Origin of the sequence: Wolbachia endosymbiont (group A) of Clivina fossor, assembly GCF_964026865.1 — a bacterium.
In the GTDB taxonomy this organism is placed as follows: domain Bacteria; phylum Pseudomonadota; class Alphaproteobacteria; order Rickettsiales; family Anaplasmataceae; genus Wolbachia.
Genome location: NZ_OZ034707.1, coordinates 573,258 through 591,956, shown reverse-complemented (window position 1 = coordinate 591,956; position 18,699 = coordinate 573,258). Strand labels below are relative to the sequence as shown.

The 18,699-nt window shown below is 34.3% G+C and carries 15 protein-coding genes, 1 tRNA gene and 1 pseudogene; 12 read left to right on the top strand and 5 right to left on the bottom strand.

The window, feature by feature from the left end:
* Nucleotides 1-90: 90 nt before the first annotated feature.
* The 12 genes from AAGD99_RS03095 (at nucleotide 91) to rnc (ending at nucleotide 13,450) form a co-directional block, all read left to right on the top strand.
* On the top strand, nucleotides 91-1,320 hold the full coding sequence (locus AAGD99_RS03095) for a lipoprotein-releasing ABC transporter permease subunit (RefSeq protein ID WP_264732521.1): 1,230 nt from the start codon (nucleotides 91-93) through the stop codon (nucleotides 1,318-1,320).
* Nucleotides 1,313-2,044, top strand: a complete 732-nt coding sequence (locus tag AAGD99_RS03090) for a hypothetical protein (protein ID WP_253309852.1) — start codon at nucleotides 1,313-1,315, stop codon at nucleotides 2,042-2,044. The genes AAGD99_RS03095 and AAGD99_RS03090 overlap by 8 nt, the downstream gene beginning before the upstream one ends.
* The gene (locus AAGD99_RS03085; protein ID WP_341822565.1) at nucleotides 2,041-3,261 is read left to right on the top strand and encodes a heme biosynthesis protein HemY; all 1,221 of its coding nucleotides are present in this window, start codon (nucleotides 2,041-2,043) and stop codon (nucleotides 3,259-3,261) included. Before AAGD99_RS03090 ends, AAGD99_RS03085 begins: the two co-directional genes overlap by 4 nt.
* 209 nt (nucleotides 3,262-3,470) lie before the next feature.
* Nucleotides 3,471-4,334, top strand: coding sequence for an ATP synthase F1 subunit gamma (atpG, locus tag AAGD99_RS03080; protein WP_341822563.1), 864 nt, complete (start codon nucleotides 3,471-3,473; stop codon nucleotides 4,332-4,334).
* Nucleotides 4,335-4,352: 18 nt separating this feature from the next.
* Nucleotides 4,353-5,687: a TldD/PmbA family protein gene (locus AAGD99_RS03075; RefSeq protein ID WP_341821328.1), complete on the top strand. Its 1,335-nt coding sequence runs from the start codon at nucleotides 4,353-4,355 to the stop codon at nucleotides 5,685-5,687.
* Between the two features lie 174 nt (nucleotides 5,688-5,861).
* Nucleotides 5,862-6,113, top strand: a complete 252-nt coding sequence (locus AAGD99_RS03070; protein WP_064124857.1) for a cold-shock protein — start codon at nucleotides 5,862-5,864, stop codon at nucleotides 6,111-6,113.
* A gap of 35 nt (nucleotides 6,114-6,148) precedes the next feature.
* Nucleotides 6,149-7,375 (top strand): DEAD/DEAH box helicase, encoded by a 1,227-nt coding sequence (locus AAGD99_RS03065; RefSeq protein WP_341822562.1) that lies wholly within the window; start codon nucleotides 6,149-6,151, stop codon nucleotides 7,373-7,375.
* Between the two features lie 204 nt (nucleotides 7,376-7,579).
* Entirely contained in the window at nucleotides 7,580-9,886 is a 2,307-nt protein-coding gene (locus AAGD99_RS03060) for an AAA family ATPase (protein ID WP_341822561.1), read from the top strand.
* Nucleotides 9,887-9,950: 64 nt separating this feature from the next.
* Nucleotides 9,951-10,847, top strand: a complete 897-nt coding sequence (locus AAGD99_RS03055) for a class I fructose-bisphosphate aldolase (protein WP_341823195.1) — start codon at nucleotides 9,951-9,953, stop codon at nucleotides 10,845-10,847.
* 5 nt (nucleotides 10,848-10,852) lie between these two features.
* Nucleotides 10,853-10,924: transfer RNA gene (locus AAGD99_RS03050), tRNA-Cys, on the top strand.
* 669 nt (nucleotides 10,925-11,593) lie between these two features.
* Nucleotides 11,594-12,661, top strand: a complete 1,068-nt coding sequence (locus AAGD99_RS03045; RefSeq protein WP_341822560.1) for a quinone-dependent dihydroorotate dehydrogenase — start codon at nucleotides 11,594-11,596, stop codon at nucleotides 12,659-12,661.
* Between the two features lie 90 nt (nucleotides 12,662-12,751).
* Nucleotides 12,752-13,450: a ribonuclease III gene (rnc, locus tag AAGD99_RS03040; protein WP_253309845.1), complete on the top strand. Its 699-nt coding sequence runs from the start codon at nucleotides 12,752-12,754 to the stop codon at nucleotides 13,448-13,450.
* 33 nt (nucleotides 13,451-13,483) lie between these two features.
* On the opposite strand, the pseudogene AAGD99_RS03035 reads toward rnc, so the two are convergent.
* The 5 genes and pseudogenes from AAGD99_RS03035 to AAGD99_RS03015 all read right to left on the bottom strand — a co-directional run.
* Nucleotides 13,484-13,811 (bottom strand): annotated as a pseudogene (locus AAGD99_RS03035) (transposase family protein); the annotation flags it as partial.
* A 142-nt stretch (nucleotides 13,812-13,953) separates the two neighbouring features.
* Entirely contained in the window at nucleotides 13,954-14,496 is a 543-nt protein-coding gene (locus AAGD99_RS03030) for a hypothetical protein (protein WP_341822559.1), read from the bottom strand.
* 109 nt (nucleotides 14,497-14,605) lie between these two features.
* Nucleotides 14,606-15,136, bottom strand: a complete 531-nt coding sequence (locus AAGD99_RS03025; protein WP_253309843.1) for a phospholipase D family protein — start codon at nucleotides 15,134-15,136, stop codon at nucleotides 14,606-14,608.
* 43 nt (nucleotides 15,137-15,179) lie between these two features.
* Entirely contained in the window at nucleotides 15,180-16,667 is a 1,488-nt protein-coding gene (locus AAGD99_RS03020; RefSeq protein WP_264732499.1) for a UbiD family decarboxylase, read from the bottom strand.
* A 72-nt stretch (nucleotides 16,668-16,739) separates the two neighbouring features.
* Entirely contained in the window at nucleotides 16,740-18,623 is a 1,884-nt protein-coding gene (locus AAGD99_RS03015; RefSeq protein WP_341822558.1) for a DUF3857 domain-containing protein, read from the bottom strand.
* Nucleotides 18,624-18,699: the final 76 nt, after the last annotated feature.

Genomic DNA, 18,699 nt, shown 5'->3' with positions numbered 1-18,699 from the left:
GGAGTAAAAATATCTAGTTTTCAAATAAAGAAAAGTCTACAATTATACGAAGTTTCAAGAATATAATGTTTAACCTCAAAATATTTTGTAATGTCCATTGCCTTTGAAATTACTATGGCTGCTTGCTATTTGCGAGCGAAAAATGCCAGATTTTGCTCTATAATGACTTTGTTCTCTATTATCGGCATTGCCCTTGGAGTTGCAACACTAATAGTGGTGATGTCTGTGATGAACGGATTCAGAGCAAAGTTGCTTGACTCAATACTTGGCATTGATGGCCATATTAATGTTTATTTTGATAGGAACATAAATTCAGATTACTGCACAGTTTCGAAATCTATTGAGAAAATTCCTGGTATATTAAAAGCTACTCCTATGACCAATGATCAAGTTATTATTGTAGCAAATGGTAAAATTGCAGGTAGCGTAGTGCGAGGTGTATCAACTAAAGATTTGCTTGATAGTACTACCATTACAAATAATGTAATTATAGGTGATGTAAAAAAATTTGATGAAGGGATAATAATAGGAGCACGATTGGCAGAAGCTTTGAACGTTGACTATGGCGACAAAATTACGTTTATATCATCTGAAGAATTTGATGCATTACTTGGTGAAATGCCGCGAATGAAAAAATATAAAGTTATAGCAATATTTGATATGGGTATGTTTGAGTATGATAATACCTTGATATATATGCCTCTAAAATCAGCACAAGCCTTTTTTAATTATGAAAATAGCATAAAAAATATAGAAGTACTTGTAGACGACGTTACTAGAGCTGATAAGCTGGCAGATGCTATAGAAAAAGAAATAGGAATGAAAGCTGAAAGTTGGCAATCACAGCAAAGCCATTATTTTAGTGCTTTAAAAACTGAAAGAAATGTGATGTTTTTAATTCTTACTTTGATTATAGTTGTAGCAGCGTTTAATATTATCTCAAATTTAATGATGATAGTGCAAGAAAAGAAATCCGCGATTGCAATTATGCGTACATTTGGTGCAACAAGTGGAAGCATTATGCGCATATTTTGCGCTTGTGGTCTATTAATCGGTTTTACGGGAACTTGTCTTGGCTGTATTATAGGTGTCGTTTTTTCTCTCAATATCGAAAGTATTAGAGTGTTTTTAGAAAACATTACTAACGTCAAGCTATTTGATCCTATGATATACTTTTTTTCAAGTTTACCGGTGATATTAGTCCCTCAAGATGTAGTAAGTATTTCTGCACTTGCGTTACTCTTATCATTTTTAGCGACAATTGCTCCTGCATTGCAGGCAGCTGCACAAGATCCTGCGGAGATACTACGTTATGAATGATACTCAGCAAAAGTACATAGGTTGGTTCTTAATTGTATTGTTATTTACCGGTTACATCACAATAAATAACATAATCTTTTTTAAAATAAGTCAGCAAGAAAGCGAAGACAATATAAATGTTTTAACGGAAAAAATAGATGAATTCAGAATGTCACTTGAAGTTAATCAATCCAGGGTAGAAAAAAAGATATTTGACTTAAAGAGAGGTCTGCACACTCAATGTGAGCAAGGTGATGGTAGCTCAAGGTATAAGAACCTCGCAAGATTGCTGCTACTTGTAGTTAAAATGAAGAATTCGTTATTGCGAGAAGCAAAATTTGATAATCATATAAATTCAATAAAGCCTTTGATATCAGAGCTTGATGATCCAGAGATAGAAAATGCAGTAAATGAATTGGAAAGTTTGAAAGAGGTAGATACTTTACGTGAGTTGAAGTTATCTTTTGAGAAGACCATTGCTGTTATTAACTACAATAAAAGTACATTGTCTAAAAAAATCATTTCAAACTGGATTAGAATACAAGATAAAAATGACCCATTAAGGGCAAAATTCGCAGAAATTGAGGAGTCAATAAACGATAATGATTGGCAAAATATAACTGTTACAGTAAGCAATTTAACGCATTCAGAATTCAAGCCATGGCTGAATAAATTGAATGGTTTTATTGTAGCTTCTAAGAATATTTCAACAATATATCATCACTTATTACAATATATCTCATGATTTATTTTATAATTTTCGCTCTTTCGTTTTTATTTGGCATATGGGTCAAGGTAAGTGGTGAAGTAATAAAATTGGAATTAGGCAATTACACTATAAGTATTGATCTATATTTCATTATTTTTACTTGTGTAGTTTTATTATTTTTGTTAATTGCACTTGCACGCTTTTTTTCTTCCATTTCATCGACATTTGCCAACATAAGAAATAGAAGAAGGGATAGGGAAGAATTGCTTCTCTTTGAAGCTTTCTTTAGCATAGACTTAAACAATATAGAGAATGCTGAAAAGCTAGTTAAAAGTCTAAATGAGAAGAGCGATAGGTTGTCTTTAATAAAGCTCTTTAACTCAGGTAAGACGGGAAATTACAGCTTTTTCAGTAACGGTTTAACAAATATTGCAAATAAAAATCGTAACTTAGCTCTACTTCTGGCCAATAAGCTGATTGTTCACCTCAAACAAGAAAAAGTAGTCTTTCAAAAATTTATAGAATATTGCTCTAGTTCAATTAATGATAAAATGCTATCTATTCCCTTTCAAATAGAGCATTGCATATTGAAAGAAGATTGGATTAATGCAATTTTGAAGTTGAGGGAAGCAGTTAAGTTCAATATTTTTCTTCCCTTTGACCATAAAGAAATGTTTGCAGTTTTTTATTGTGCTTTGGCAAAACAATATGAAAGTAAAGGGGATTTTAAAGGGGCTATAAAGTCTTTACTCAGAGCACAAAGTTATTATGCAACTTTTCGGCCCATTAATTATTTAAAGGCAGAATTATATATTAAACTTGGAAAAATCAGAAAAGCTTCTGCAGTGCTAGAGGCAGAATATGCAGTAAATCCTACTCCTCAGTCAGCTAAAATGTACATCAATTTAAATAGTAAAGGTGCTGAAAGACTATACAACTTACGCCCTGATTATTATTTTAGTTACTGTTTACTTGCTTTGTCCTCAATGAGTTCAGGTAAATATGATCTTGCAAGTCAATATTTAGACACTGCTATGAAAAAGGCTAATTACATGTCAATCTACTTTATTGTAATACAACTTAAGGTTACATTGCAAGAACACGACAAGGTAATTTATTGGCTAAACAAGATGGGCTCAGAAGCTTTACCTGATCCGGGCTGGAAGTGTAAAAATTGTAACAGAGAACTAAAGCAATGGGATCATAAATGTTCAAATTGCAATAGTTTTAATTGCGTTTATTATATATTATAAGGTTCCACAAAGTGTGATGATAATAATATATGGGAAATTACCATCAAAGACCTCTATTGAACAATTTTTGGAGTAGATCTCTTAATATAACCCTTATTTCAAAATAATAAACCTGCAAGTTTTTTAGTTAGACTTGGTTCTAATGTCAAAAAAACTTGCTTTTAGACACTAACAATTATATATTTTAATAAATCAGGGTTGTATACAAAATGAAGAGCTTAAAGGAATTATCCTTAAGAATTAAGAATATTAGGTCTGTACAGAAAACCACGAAAATAATGCAAATGGTTTCTGCAGCAAAGTTATTACAAAGCCAAAAGAAATTATCAAATTCAAAATTATATATATCTAAGCTGCATAGCATTATTTCTTCATTAATGCTATCAGTTGATCAAGAATTACTGGCAAAAATTCTAAATGTCAGTAACGACGGTTCTTACCTAGTATTCATTGTTGCGTCTGATCGTGGCTTGTGCGGCAACTTTAACTCTTCTATTGTCAAATTTAGTCAAAATAAGTTAATCGCAAATGGCAAAAAAGTAGATATTGTATTTCTTGGTAAAAAAGCTTTTGATGTAGGTAAAAATAGATTTGACTCTAAAAGTATCTTAAAAATTGAAAATAGTAAGGGGATCACGTTAAAGCACGTAGAAGCTTTGGTTGATGGTATAGATTTAAGTAAATACGATAAAGTTAAAGTTTTTTATAGTAAATTCTATAATACCTTCACGCAAAAACCAATGTTGGAAACAATAAAACCATGGAGTGAAGACTCATCCTTGATTGACAACTCTCTGGCTGGTCCAACAACAGATTACGGCTATGAGTATGAACCACAAAATATTGAATTTATTTTAAAATCTTTGGTTCAAGATTACGTTGTAATTGCTCTTTACTCTGCTTTGCTTGAAAGTGCAACAAGTGAGAATAGTGCTAGGATGGTTGCTATGGAATCAGCAAACAGAAACACTAAAGAGATGCTGAACAAACTAGCATTGCTTTATAATCGTTCTCGTCAAGCAGCAATTACAACTGATTTAATTGAAGTTATAGGTGGTGCAGAGTCTTTATAAAAATCTAAGGAATAGAAAATGAATATATTAAATATTGCAGCAGATATCACTAAATTAATAAAAAAGCAGAATCAAGATGCGGAAGTTACAATATATGAAACTAATAAGACTTCAGTTTCTCAGCGTCTATCAAAAATTGAGCAAATATCACAATCTAAAAATTGCACTGTAGGAATCAGAGCTATAGCAGGTAAAAACAAAGCTGCGTATATTTCTACAAACGATTTGAATAATCTTAGTGATACGGTAAGCCAAGTGGTAGAAATGGCAAAGAATGCGCCAGAAGATCCTTGCATTAATTTTGCTGTAAATGGTAGTAATTATATCTCTTCTGCAGATTTAAGTATCTCAGATAATAATGTTGTAACCGTTGATAACCTAAAAGAAATTGCTGAAGCTGCAGAAAATTCAGCCCTTGCACATAAGAGTATCACTAATTCTGAAGGAGCCTCTTCTTCATACGCTTTAGTGAATACAGTATTATCGACTGTTTCTGGTTTTATTGGCTCGTTTAGTAAATCAACCTTTGCTAATCAGGTCTCTGTTGTTGCTGGAAGAGAAAGTGAAATGAAGGTTGGTTACGATTATGATATAGCATGTAATTTTAGTGATTTAAAGTTGCCAGAGTTAATGGGAAAAGAAGCAGCAAAAAGAGCAGTTGATCAATTGAATTCACGTACAATTAAAACTGGTAAATTTCCAGTTATTTTTGAAAAAAGAGCAGCAAAAGGGCTAGTAAAAAGTTTTGCTTCTGCTATAAATGGGAGCAGTATTATAAGCAACAGTTCTTTCTTGAGGGGTAGTTTAAACGCTCAGATTTTCAACGATAGAATTAATATTATCGATGATCCATTGTTGCCAAGAGGCATAGCATCGAGACCATTTGATGGAGAAGGGATAACTAGCAAGAAAAATATATTTGTAAAAAACGGAATATTACAAAATTGGATTTTAGACTTATACTCGGCTAGAAAATTAGACTCAGAAACAACCGGAAGTGCAACTCGTGCAAGTAATGCTGCAGTTATTCCTGCAGCTAGTAACCTCTACATTGAGAATGGTAATGTATCGTTTGAAGAATTAATTCAGGAAGTGAAAGAGGGAATATATGTAACTGATTTATTTGGTTTTGGTGTTAATTTAATCAATGGCGATTACAGCCAAGGCGCTTCCGGATTTTTTATAGAAAATGGAAAAATAACGTATCCAATACATGAGATTACCATTGCTAGCAATTTAAAGGATATGTTTAGCAATTTAGTCGTTGCAGATGATCTAACTTTTTGTGGGCAATTTAATTCACCAACGATTAAAGTTAGCGAAATGACGGTTGCAGGTTCGCTTAACGATTAAAAAATTTATTTGCATTAAGTACAACAATTGTGTATTATTGTCATGTAATGTTAAGAATAGACTATGGAGTATAAAGGTTTAGTTTCAATAGCTAAGCTTAAAGCATTCTCAATCGTAATTTCAAAGTTTTTCATCACATTAGTAATGTTAATTAATAATTTAGGAGTTGTTTAAATGGAATTTGGTAATGTAAAATGGTTTAATGCCGAAAAAGGCTATGGTTTCATCAAGCCAGAAGGTAAAGGGGGTGACGTTTTTGTACATATTAGCACGTTGGAACGTTCAGGAATAAGGCCTGAGACACTTAAAGGAGAGAATAAAGAGAAGGGGATAAAAGGAGAAAGGGTGAGTTATGAGGTTAAAGAGGAGCGCGGTAGAAACGGAGAAGATAAAAAATCTGCAATAAATTTAAGATTGGAAGATTAATCTATTATGAAGTCTTTTAATAGGGTTAACGTATTGTGAATAATTTTTATGAGATGGGTCTCCCAGCTTCGCTTACACAAGCTCTAGATAAAAATAATCTTTTCGTCCCAACTCCGATTCAAATACAAGCGATTCCCTTAGCGCTACAAGGTAAAGATATTCTTGGGTCTGCTCAAACGGGAACTGGAAAAACTTTGGCATTTGCTATTCCGTTGGTTGCTAAGTTGCTGAATGAGCCTAACACTGGTTCAGCTTTAGTCATCGTGCCAACCAGGGAGCTTGCGCATCAGGTAACAAATGAGATAAGAAAACTCTTATTTCAAAATTCTGCACTAAGGGTCGCTTTATTGATTGGTGGTGAGCCTATTTTTAGGCAGCTAAATCAGCTTCAGAAAAAACCACAAATTGTAATAGGTACTCCTGGTCGTATTATAGACCATATTGAGCGTAAAACTTTGATTACTCGCAATGTTAGCGTTCTTGTGCTTGATGAAACGGATCGTATGTTTGATATGGGCTTTGGAATTCAAATTGAAGGGATCATGAAATATCTGCCAAAAATACGGCAGACTCTTATGTTTTCTGCAACTCTTCCTAGTGATATAGTTAAACTTACTGAGAAGTACCTTAATCGACCAGAACGTATTTCTGTTGATTGTGAGACTACAACTTCTGTAAAAATTAAGCAAGAGATTGTTTATGCATCAGAATCAGAAAAATATGAAAAGCTTGTTACACAACTATGTCAGCGCGAAGGATCAATCATTATCTTTGTCAAAACAAAGCAAGGAGCGGATCAGCTAGCTAGCAGATTGCACAAAGATGACTATAGCGCTTTAGCAATTCATGGTGATTTAAGGCAGCACAAGCGCGAAAGGGTCATTAATTCTTTTCGTCGTGGCAGCAATCAAATCATGGTTGCAACAGATGTTGCTTCTCGCGGCCTTGATATTCCCCACATTCAACATGTTATCAATTATGATGCACCACAATCGCAAGCTGACTATATTCATCGTATAGGCAGAACTGCACGTGCTGGAGCTGAAGGGCATGCGCTATCTTTTGTTACACCTCAAGATAAGAGAAGACTGCCTGCATTGGCAGACAAAGAAGGAGAGCCAAATTTTGATTGTAGTGTGCAATTTAAAAAACGTAATAGCAAAAAGGTCTTTAAAAGGCCAAGTACGTTAAAGACTAAATACGGTAGAAAAAAGATCAATGCATTTAAGAAGAAAAGCAGAGTACTAGAAAAAGCATATTAAATAGGATTTACCTACAACTTGATAAGCGTAAAACTCGTCATTCCGCTACTCATTAGCGGAATCTATGTTGAGATATCGCGGTGCTATGACGTAGATCCAGAGTGGGGATTCAAATTGGCTACAGCGAACTGCTGGATTTCAATTTTTTTAATAATTGTGTGCTATTCATTATATATGAGTTCCCACTTTTAAAGAGAATAGGAGATGATTTCCAAAAACTTAGAGGCAAGTTTGAATAGAGCGCTACTTATTGCTTCTAATTTTAATCTAAAATATGCGAAAGTAGAACATTTATTGCTGGCGTTAACTAAAGACGTGGATGTAAATTACGTTTTATCAAGATGTAATATCAGAGCCGATGAAATCATCAATATGGATAACATTCTATCAAGATGCAATATTAAGGCTAATGATTATAATAATAATATAAAAGGGTTTTTACAAAGCAGTTCTGAATTGATTATCAGTGGAGTTAAACCTAGCTCAATGTTTCAATGCATAATACACAGAGCAATAATACGGGCTCATAGCTTGGGGAAAAAAGAAATAAATGGAGCAAGTGTTCTAGTAGAAATTTTGTCTGGGCAAGATTTATACGTTGAAGATCTATTGCAGAAACAAAGTGTGAAAGATTCCAATTTGATTTACCATATATCTAATATGAAATACTTGAGCGATATAGATGAATACACCACCAATCATAAAGTAAAACTTGATAAAAATAATGACGCTCCTACTACAGTAAATAAAGGTGAGCTACTAAAAGATGAGGAAATTCTACAAAGTTATTGTAAAAATTTAAATGACTATGCGAGAAGCAAAAAAATAGATTATGTTATTGGTCGTGATTATGAATTAAATCGCACTATAGAAATATTATTGAGGCGTAGAAAAAACAACCCTTTATATGTTGGAGACCCAGGTGTTGGCAAAACAACAATAGTTGAGGGTTTGGTACTCAAGATCATTGAAGGCAGTGTTCCGAGTGCGCTCAGGTCCAGTATAATTTATGCTTTGGATTTAGGATCACTCCTTGCAGGGACACGCTACAGAGGTGATTTTGAAGAGAGAATAAAATCTATAATAAAAGCGATTGAGGTAAAACCAGGTGCTATCCTTTTTATTGACGAAATACACACTATCATTGGAGCAGGTTCTACAAGTGGTAGCTTTCTTGATGCAGGTAACCTACTCAAACCTGCGCTTGCAAGAGGTACACTACGTTGTATAGGTGCAACTACATATAGAGAGTACAGCACTAGTTTTGAAAAAGATAAAGCACTAGCAAGAAGGTTTCAAAAAATTAATGTTAAAGAATCTTCTGTTAATGAAACGATAAAGATACTAGATGGCATAAAGCACTACTATGAAGGGTATCATGGAGTATATTATACAAAGAATGCCATTAGGTCTGCGGCTGAACTTTCGCATAAGTATATTACTGGGCGAATATTACCTGATAAAGCGGTTGATGTTATTGATGAGGCAGGGGCATATTGTAAATTGCTAAGAAACAGGGGTAAAATTGTAAATAGTAGAGATATTAAGAATACCATTACTAGAATTACAAATGTGCCTTGCGGATCTGAATCTGATGATTTGCAGAAAGTAAAGTCTTTAAAAGCTAATCTAGAAAAGGTGATTTTTGGCCAAGAGCAGGCAATAGAATCTCTTGTTAATTCTATTAAAATTGCTAAATCTGGGTTGAGAAATTACAATAAGCCTTTAGCAAATTATCTTTTTGCAGGGCCAACCGGTGTTGGTAAAACCGAGCTAGCAAAACAATTAGCAGAAAGCATGGGCATGAATCTTATACGCTTTGATATGTCCGAATATATTGAATCTCATACGATATCAAGGATGATTGGTTCTCCTCCTGGATATGTAGGTTATGATCAGGGTGGATTACTCACAGAGTCTGTATCTAACAATCAATATAGTGTTGTGCTGCTTGATGAAATTGAAAAGGCCCATAGCGATATCTATAATATATTGCTACAAATTATGGATTATGGTTGTGTTACAGACACTTACGGACATAAAGTTAACTTTTCCAATATAATTTTAATTATGACAACTAATGCAGGAACAGTTGAACGCAGCAAAAGTTTTGTTGGCTTTGGGCATAAAAATTTTAACATTGGTGATAGCGAAAAAGCAATAGAACAGGTTTTTAGCCCTGAATTTCGTAATCGTCTTGATGCGATTATTTCTTTTTCTGACTTAAGTACGGATGTGATTTTGCATATTGTGGATAAATTTGTCCTAGAACTGAAAAAGCAACTGACGCAAAAAGGCATAAACTGCTTGGTAGAGGATGAAGTGAAATCTTATCTTGTACAAATGGGTTATAGTAAGGAAATGGGAGCACGTCCGATAGAGAGACTTATTGAAAAAGAGATAAAAAGTTACTTAGCGGAAGAAATACTGAATCGTAAATTAATAAAAGGAAAGAAATTAAGAATCTATATGAATAAAGTAGAAAATAAAATTGCTTTTGATATAGTTTAAAATCCTTGTATTGAACTTCATCTTTGTTACAATTTATAACTTAAATTTAATTTGAATTATAGTGATAAGTGATAAAGTAAAACAAGTCCTAAGCTACTACGAAAGTGAAAACCCCGGGGTAAAAGCAAATCTTACTCGTATTCTCATGCATGGAAAGCTTGGCGGTACTGGCAAGTTAGTGATTCTGCCAGTAGATCAAGGATTTGAGCACGGGCCAATAAAAAGCTTTGAAGTTAACCCTGATGCTTATGACCCACATTATCATTTTCAGCTTGCAGTTGATTCGGGAGTAAGTGCATATGCTGCTCCACTTGGTATGATTGAAGCTGGTGCTTCAACTTATGCTGGAATGCTCCCACTTATTTTGAAACTTAATAGTTCCAACTCCTTACATTCAAAAAATCTGACTTCTGATCAAGCAATAACCTCTTCTGTGAAAGATGCACTGCGTTTGGGCTGCTTGGCTGTTGGATTTACTATATATCCTGGTTCTGCTAAGTGTTTTGATATGATGGAAGAAGCCCGTGAAATCGTAGCTGAAGCCAAATCTTATGGGCTTGCAGTAGTGCTGTGGTCTTATCCACGCGGTGAAGGAATTTCCAAAGAAGGTGAAACAGCAGTTGATGTTATTGCCTATGCTGCGCATATGGCAGCTTTGCTTGGCGCTAATATAATAAAAGTAAAACTTCCAACTAAATATTTGGAAAGGGAGAAAATAGAAACAGAAAATATTGAATCATTATCTAAAAGAATTGAATATGTTAAAAGATCTTGTTTTGCAGGGAAAAGAATAGTAGTTTTTTCTGGTGGCGAATCGAAGGAAGTAGATGACATATGCAATGAAGCGAAAGAAATTAAGCAGGGTGGTGGTAATGGTTCAATCATTGGACGTAACACTTTTCAACGCAAAAGGGAGGAAGCTTTATCTATGCTAAAAGATATAATGGATATCTACACATAAAAAATGGCTGGGTGGCAGAATGGCTTATGCGGAGGACTGCAAATCCTTTTATACCGGTTCAATTCCGGTCCCGGCCTCTTTCATTTTCTATATCTTGTAAAAGTTGCTCAATTCAACAGTAGCTTTAAGTGTGTAACCTATAGAGAAAGCTTATCCATTATTTATTCATAAGTAAAATCAATAGACTTCTTGCATAACCCAAACTAAGTAGAAAAAAGGTGTCATCCGAGTAGCTTGACTACTTGGATCCAGAAAACTTAACTTTAAATAAGTGGCTGCATAATAAAGACTAGATTCCAGCGTCACGCGCTGGAATGACACCATTTTCAGTCTCTTAAATTGCTTTAGCTACAAACATTAAGAAATTTACCAAATAAAAAAAAAGGCAAAGAAATCCCGTAGTGCGAGTTTTGACTCTATATTACTGTAAGTGGCGCTGTAATAATGTGCTGACGCTTAGTTTAAGCGCGATTTGGCTGAATGTAGAAAAAATAAAAAAGACATGCAGCCGCTATAATTTTATGTAATCCGCCAAAAAATACCCTAAGTTTTTTACTGAATTTTGTCATTGAGCCTGCAGGTCAAAAACAAGTTTTGAGTCATAAATACCCTTATTGTCATAATAAGGGGGCTGGCGAAGCTTGTCAAGTAAGTTTTTTGTTTCTATTTCCAATAAAAGTTCGTTATATGGTTATGCAAGAAGTCTAATTTCTTTTCAAGTTATGGTTATACTCTTATAGCGTTTCATGGTAAAAAATAAACTAAAAATAAGCAAAGTGTTTTACAAAATGATATTACGTAATTTATTGTTTTTACTGCCGCCTGAAGTTGCTCACTCTTTGGCAATTATGGTATTAAAGAAAATACCTTATAAGAATCCTATAGAGCTACCAGAATCTTTGAGTGTGAATTTTTTTGGTAATAAGCTCAGAAGCCCCGTGGGCCTGGCTGCAGGTTTTGACAAGAATGCAGAAGTTATAAGGCCTATGCTTTCATTTGGTTTTGGGTTTATTGAAACTGGTACTGTAACTCGTAATCCACAATATGGAAACAAAAAACCAAGAATTTTTCGGTTAATTAAAGATCAAGGGGTAATTAACAGATTGGGATTTAACAATAAAGGAATAGACTATTTTCTTAAACAAATAGATGAAACCAAGCTTGATGACTGCATTTTTGGCATAAATATAGGAAAAAATAGTGCATCGAAAGACCAAATTAGTGATTATGTTGATTTAATAAAGATGGTATATGGAAAAAGCAATTATATAGTGCTGAACATCTCGTCTCCAAACACGCCTAATTTACGCAATCTGCACAATAAGCAAGAATTATCGAAATTGTTGAAATCCATAACTCTAACCCGGAAATCAATTGATAATTCCGCAATAATATTAAAAATCTCACCAGATATAGATCAGCAAACGAAAGAAAATATCGCTGAGCTTGCGTTGGAATATAAGATTGACGGATTAACAGTAAGCAACACTACGGTAAGTAGAGATAATCTGCATTCCCACCACAACGAAAGTGGCGGATTGAGTGGCAAACCACTGTTCAAACTTTCAACCGAGTTATTGGGCGATATGTACAAATTTACTAAGGGCAAAATATTATTGATAGGGTGCGGAGGAATCTCAAGTGGTGCTGATGCATATAAAAAAATAAAGGCAGGAGCCTCTTTGGTGCAGTTGTACACTGCTCTCATATACCACGGACCTCAAGTTGTAAACAAAATTAATCTAGAACTTGCAGAACTAATAAGGAGAGATGGATTTAGTAACATTAGTGAGGTGGTGGGTTGTATACATTAATTTTGGAAGTTGGTGGTATTATTTTAATAAAATAAGACTAATTCTCTGGTATAAAGGTGGTAGAAAGTGCTTTTCTTTTAAATAATGGGTATGAAGAGTTTGAATGATGCAATATCTAAGATCATTGATTATAAATTTACAAATTATGCAATATTAGAAGAGGCACTAACTCACCCAAGCGTAAATAAAAGGAATAGCAAAAACCAGATTGTAAGCTACGAAAGACTAGAGTTTTTGGGTGATAGTGTTTTGAATATGGTCGTATCTGCCATACTGTTTAAACTATTTCCTGAAGAAAAAGAAGGAGCATTGGCAAAAAGAAAGACGGATTTAGTTTGTGGCAACACCATTGCTAATGTTGCTAAAGAAATAAAATTAGGCAGCTTTATCATCATGAATAATAGTGAACGCTGCAATGGAGGGAGATGTAATCTAAAAAATTTAGAAAACTCGCTTGAAGCACTAATAGGTGCAATTTATATTGATGGCGGACTTGAAAATGTTGAAAAATTTATTACCCAATATTGGGAAAAGCTAGCTAAAAGCATGCTTGACCCCCCTCAAGATCCTAAAACCTCACTGCAAGAGTGGACTCAGAAAAACAAATTGCCTTTACCAGAGTATGAGCTTGTAAAACAAACTGGACCAGCACACAATCCTGAATTTACTATATCAGTTTGCATAGAAGATTATGGTAAAGTTTCTGCATGTGCTTCTAGTAAAAAGATTGCTGAACAAAAAGCTGCTGAGTTGATGCTAGAAAAAATTGGAAAAGACGCTTCAGTTTAGGCAAAATAGGCATTAATAGACTTCTTTCAAAATTCATATAAGGAGCTCAAAATTGTGGATAGCAGCAATCAAATTAAATCTTAAACCAAAACGTTTTCGTCGGTTTCTATGTCTATCGGAAATGATTTTAAACCTTTTCAATTACGTTTTCAACTATTGCCCTTTGGATCATAAGTGTTCTGTTCTCTTTTTTTTGTTCTTTGCTTAACGGATTCTTTTTCGTTTTCCTGTGCGGTAATACAACATTTTTGTGTATCTTCTGCATTTCCCTGTAGCCGGCATCAGCTAAGATTTTAGTTTGTGGCAATACTGCTACCTTTGATTTTCTAAACATCCGAAAATCATGTTTTCTACCATTCGCTCAAATGTTGCTTTTTTTACCCCTGTTAAACGTCAAAACTTTTCTCCTTCTAACTTTTCTATTTCCTTATATTTCATGCTTTCAAATACTTGATCTTACACTCCCTCTAACAATTTTGAAAGAAGTCTAGTGAATGGTCACGTTAAAACATGTTTTTAAATTTTTGCCAAAATCCTGGTTTATTATCATTAACCTTTGTAAATGTTATATTTAAACTGTATTTCGGATCATTTGGCACGTCGTATTTTATGCTAAATGTTGAAACTTTATCGTTATTGTAAATATGTACATCATCATATGATAGCTTTGTTGTGTAACACTTTACATGCTTTTGCTTATCATACACTAAATCACCTGACTCCCTTTCTAGTTCCATAAATTTCGTTTTTTTCTGACATTCCTTCATTTTTATTAAATCCTTATCTAGTGATATTGAAACTGGCAACGTATTTCCAGCATATTCTTTAGCTAAAAGTTCACTTTGAGGATACATTTTTATTTCCCTGCCAAAATGTGAGTCTATGAAATTATTACTCCAAAATTTATCGCCAGAATGCACGTACTCATCAGTAGCATACGGCACCCCACCATAACTGCATTGAACTTTGTAATCTCCAACACCGTTGTTTTGAAAAAAATCATGAATGGCAGTGTAGCTACCGGCAGCATCATTTATATAATCCATTACTTTATTCCTTAAACTTTTAGTTCATTATATCATAATCATTATGCCAATCAATCAAAAAAGCTCTCTCTTGCTGTTTTTAGAACTGATTTTAAGCAAGTGCTCTCGATTAGTTGGGAGCATATTTATAAGATTGTGACATTCGTGCCTCCCAGTTTTTCACATACTGCTGAATCAATTCAGGATAATCTGTAATAATTAATAAATTTTCAGCATTTCCTTTTTTAGCTGTCTTACTAAGGTTAAATGACCCTGTGATGACTTTTTGATTGTCAACAATCATTATCTTATTATGAGCAATCTTTGGCTTATCATCGATCCAAATTGGTACTCCACCTGAAAATAATTCATTTATAACACTATATTTTGAGTAGAGTTGCGATTTATCTAAGATGACTTTAACATCAACACCGCGTTCTTTAGCATTAATCAAAGATTTTGCAACTGTTCCAAGAGTAAATGTATATTCTTGAACTAAGATAGATTTTTTAGACTGATCTATTACGCTGATTATCGGTACAGCACAATCTTCTCCAGGTGAAAAGCAAACCGTAGCTTTTGGGCAGGGCGAAAATATAAAACCCGCATAGTAATACAGAGAAAAACACATTAACAAGAATAAAAAGTGAAAAAGCCTCACAACAACCCACCCCCGGATATACGGCGATAGGCTACATCATAATTTAATCACCTGTCAATCCATATTCTTCCCACTTCTCCGTGACTTTTCTTACTATTTCCTCACTCATTTTAATTTTCTCTCCCCATTCTCGTTTGGTTTCAGGCGGGATTTTATTTGTTGCATCAAATCCCATCTTACCTCCCAGGCCACTTTCAGGGGAAGCAAAGTCTAAATAATCAATAGGTGTATTTTCTATCATGATTGTATCACGCACAGGGTCCATTCTCGTTGATATTGCCCACATCACTTCCTTCCAATCACGTACATTTATATCATCATCAACAACGATAATAAACTTCGTGTATAAAAATTGCTTTAGAAAGGAAAGTATGCCCATAACAATTCTTTTTGCCTGCCCTGGATAAGACTTTTTTATCGATATCACCGCTATTCTATATGAACAACCTTCTGGTGGTAGATAAAAATCCACTATCTCTGGAAATTGATTGATAAGAATGGGCACAAAGATTTCGTTGAGCGCTTCACCAAGAATTGATGGTTCATCAGGTGGCTTGCCAGTGAAAGTGCTGAGATAAATTGGATTTTTGCGCATAGTAATTGCAGTAATATTAAATTCTGGAAATTGCTCAACAGAATTATAGTAGCCGGTGTGATCTCCGTATGGCCCTTCATCTTGATATCTATCCAAACTTACATAGCCTTCCAGAACAATCTCTGCATGAGCTGGCACTTGAAGCGGAATAGTCTTACAATTTACAAGCTCAAGCGGTTTTTTGCGCAGCAACCCAGCAAATTGGTATTCTGACAATGTTTCTGGCACTGGAGTTACCGCAGCAATAATTGTTGCAGGATCACTACCGATCACAGCAGCAGCAGGAAATTTCATATTTTGTTCCTTCTCTTTCCATCGTTTGTGGTGACCTGCACCACCACGATGTGCAAGCCAGCGCATTAGAGTCGTTTTTTTATCTATAACCTGCATACGATATATTCCAAGATTGAAGTTATCTTGCTTGTCTTCCGTTGGGCCTTTTGTCACCACAATTGGCCAGGTGATAAGTGGTGCAGGTTCATTTGGCCAGCATGTTTGAATAGGTAGCAAACTAAGATCCACCTCATCCCCAGTTAGCACCACTTCTTGACATGGAGCCTTGCTCACAACTTTACTTCGCATCGACAATACAACTTTTAGTAAAGGAAACATTTTCACGGCATCTTTGAAGTTTTTTGGTGGCTCAGGTGATCGCAAAAATGCTAAAAGTTTACCAAGATCTCTTAGTTCACCAGGGTTTATGTTCAACCCCAATGCAATCCTCTTAATAGTACCAAATAAATTCACCAAAACAGGGATCGAGCTTTTACCATTCTCTTTAACAACATTCTCAAAAATTATAGCTGGCCCTTTGTTTGACAAAACCCTACGGTGAATTTCTGTCATTTCAAGAACTGTTGAAACTTCCTCCTTAATCCTAATCAGATCTTTTTTTTCTTCTAAGGCTTTAATGAAGTCGCGTAAGTTGGTGTACATATTTGAGTATTTAAGTCTACTAAGTAGTGCTTTTCCCCAGATTCCAGCACAATAAGTACATAAGACAATTATCTATTCACTGATTACTATAGAGGCCTTAGAAAAATTATTCTCCAGCTCGCTTTTTAAGTTTTTATATTCAGCAGTCTTTAACTCTTCATTAGTAATAAAACTTTTCTTTATAGCTATTACATTGCTAAATTCAGTTCCATCATTTTTATATTTACAGAACCTATTTACATATAACCAAGGAGTATCTATTTCAAAATTCAAACTTTCACAGTTTTTAATTTTAATATCTTTTATTATCATATGACTTTCCTTCGTTTTAGGAATACCGATAAAAAGGTCTGATACTTGATCAGAAGCTGTATTCACAACATCATTAAGCCAATTATTTCCTAAATTCAAAGCAGGCCCTAGATTTGTCTTAAAAACCTTATTTTTTTGCTGAAATTCATACTTAATTGTAAGACCCTCTACATTACGCAAAGTAAGATCAGGTAACTCTAAGAACTTCTTTTCTTCTTCATCAAGATATACTCCACTAATCATACGAAAAACAGAATCTCTTAATTGTTCGTTTGAATAATATAATCCAACACCTGTTAAGCTTAGAGTTGACTCCCCTTGAACAGTAAGCCATCCGCGTTCACTTACAACATTATCTTCTATAGTTAATTCACTATAGGATATCACTTTTGAGTTTTCAGCTTGCACAGCAGGAATTTTTATGTAACTAGCTTCCTCAGAATCCAGTACTAGAGCATTCCTATTAGCAATGTCTGGGAAAATACCCTGAGCCATACTGACAGTATTAGTTGGATCAATCCAATATATTTTTCCACCTTTATTTGTTACTCTAAGCATCACATGATTAAAATTATCCATATTAGGTAACGCTTCAGGATTGGAAATGCCAGTAGTTCCCCTCATAACTAAAATAGGTTGAACTTTATAACCAAGTTCTTGTAAAATAGCAGCCGTGCTGGCAGAAAAGTCTTTGCAATCCCCGACTTGAGAATCAGCAATTTTCTCTAAATCTCTCGGAAAATACTTTCCTGATACTGTACGCCAATCTCCCATGTATTGGATTTTTTCGTTCAATAAAGAAGTAACAGCATTAATTTTCTCCTCATCAGTATTCTTATTGGCAGCAGATCCTACTATAGCTGTAAAAGTTGCAGGAAGTGGCTGATTAATGACGCTATGATATCCAGGCGCTAATTTTTTAGCTAAATCCTCCCATTTAGATAAGCTTGACAATGATACCCAAGTATTATGTTTAATATTCAATATTCCATTATGTGGCTCATTTATTGTGTTTTCATAAACTGCTTTTTTTAAAGTAATACTTATAGAATGTACATCATTCTTTTTTTTCTCAACGATCTTTAATACGTTTCTTGGATCATTAACTTTAATCTCTAGAGGTAATTTAGAATTGATTTTAGTATTTTCTGCTTGGAAGTAATTCCCATAATAAGAAAAGCTCAAGCTATAAAAATTATCAACAGGGACTTTTTTGTTAATACTTTTATATCTTAAATATACTTCGGTACCAATTTCTATTTTAGAAAATGATATGGTTACTTGCCTTAACTGATCGAAACTTTTGCCAGGACTAGCCAATGGTTTATCCTCCATCATGTCTTCAGTGACTATATATTCCTCTCCGTTATAAGCTGTTTTAGCCTCTAAAACAGTCAAGTCTGTACTATCACCATTATAAATAACACTATACGGAGAGAATCTGCTACGCTCAGATTCCTTGAGTATTTTTACTAGTTGTTCAACTTCCACTTCATAGGTACCATCCTTATTAACACTAATGTTAACATTAGAAAATTTGACCTCAACGGAAGCATCTTCATACTTGCTCCACCTCGCTTCAGCTGTAGAAGCTACAAAAAGTACTAATAATGCTAAGTTAAAGAGAGTTTTTAAAAATTTCATTACGTCACCATATTTACTGAAAAATCATTTTATTAGACTTACACAATGCTGCCTATAATACAAACAGCCAGCTGAT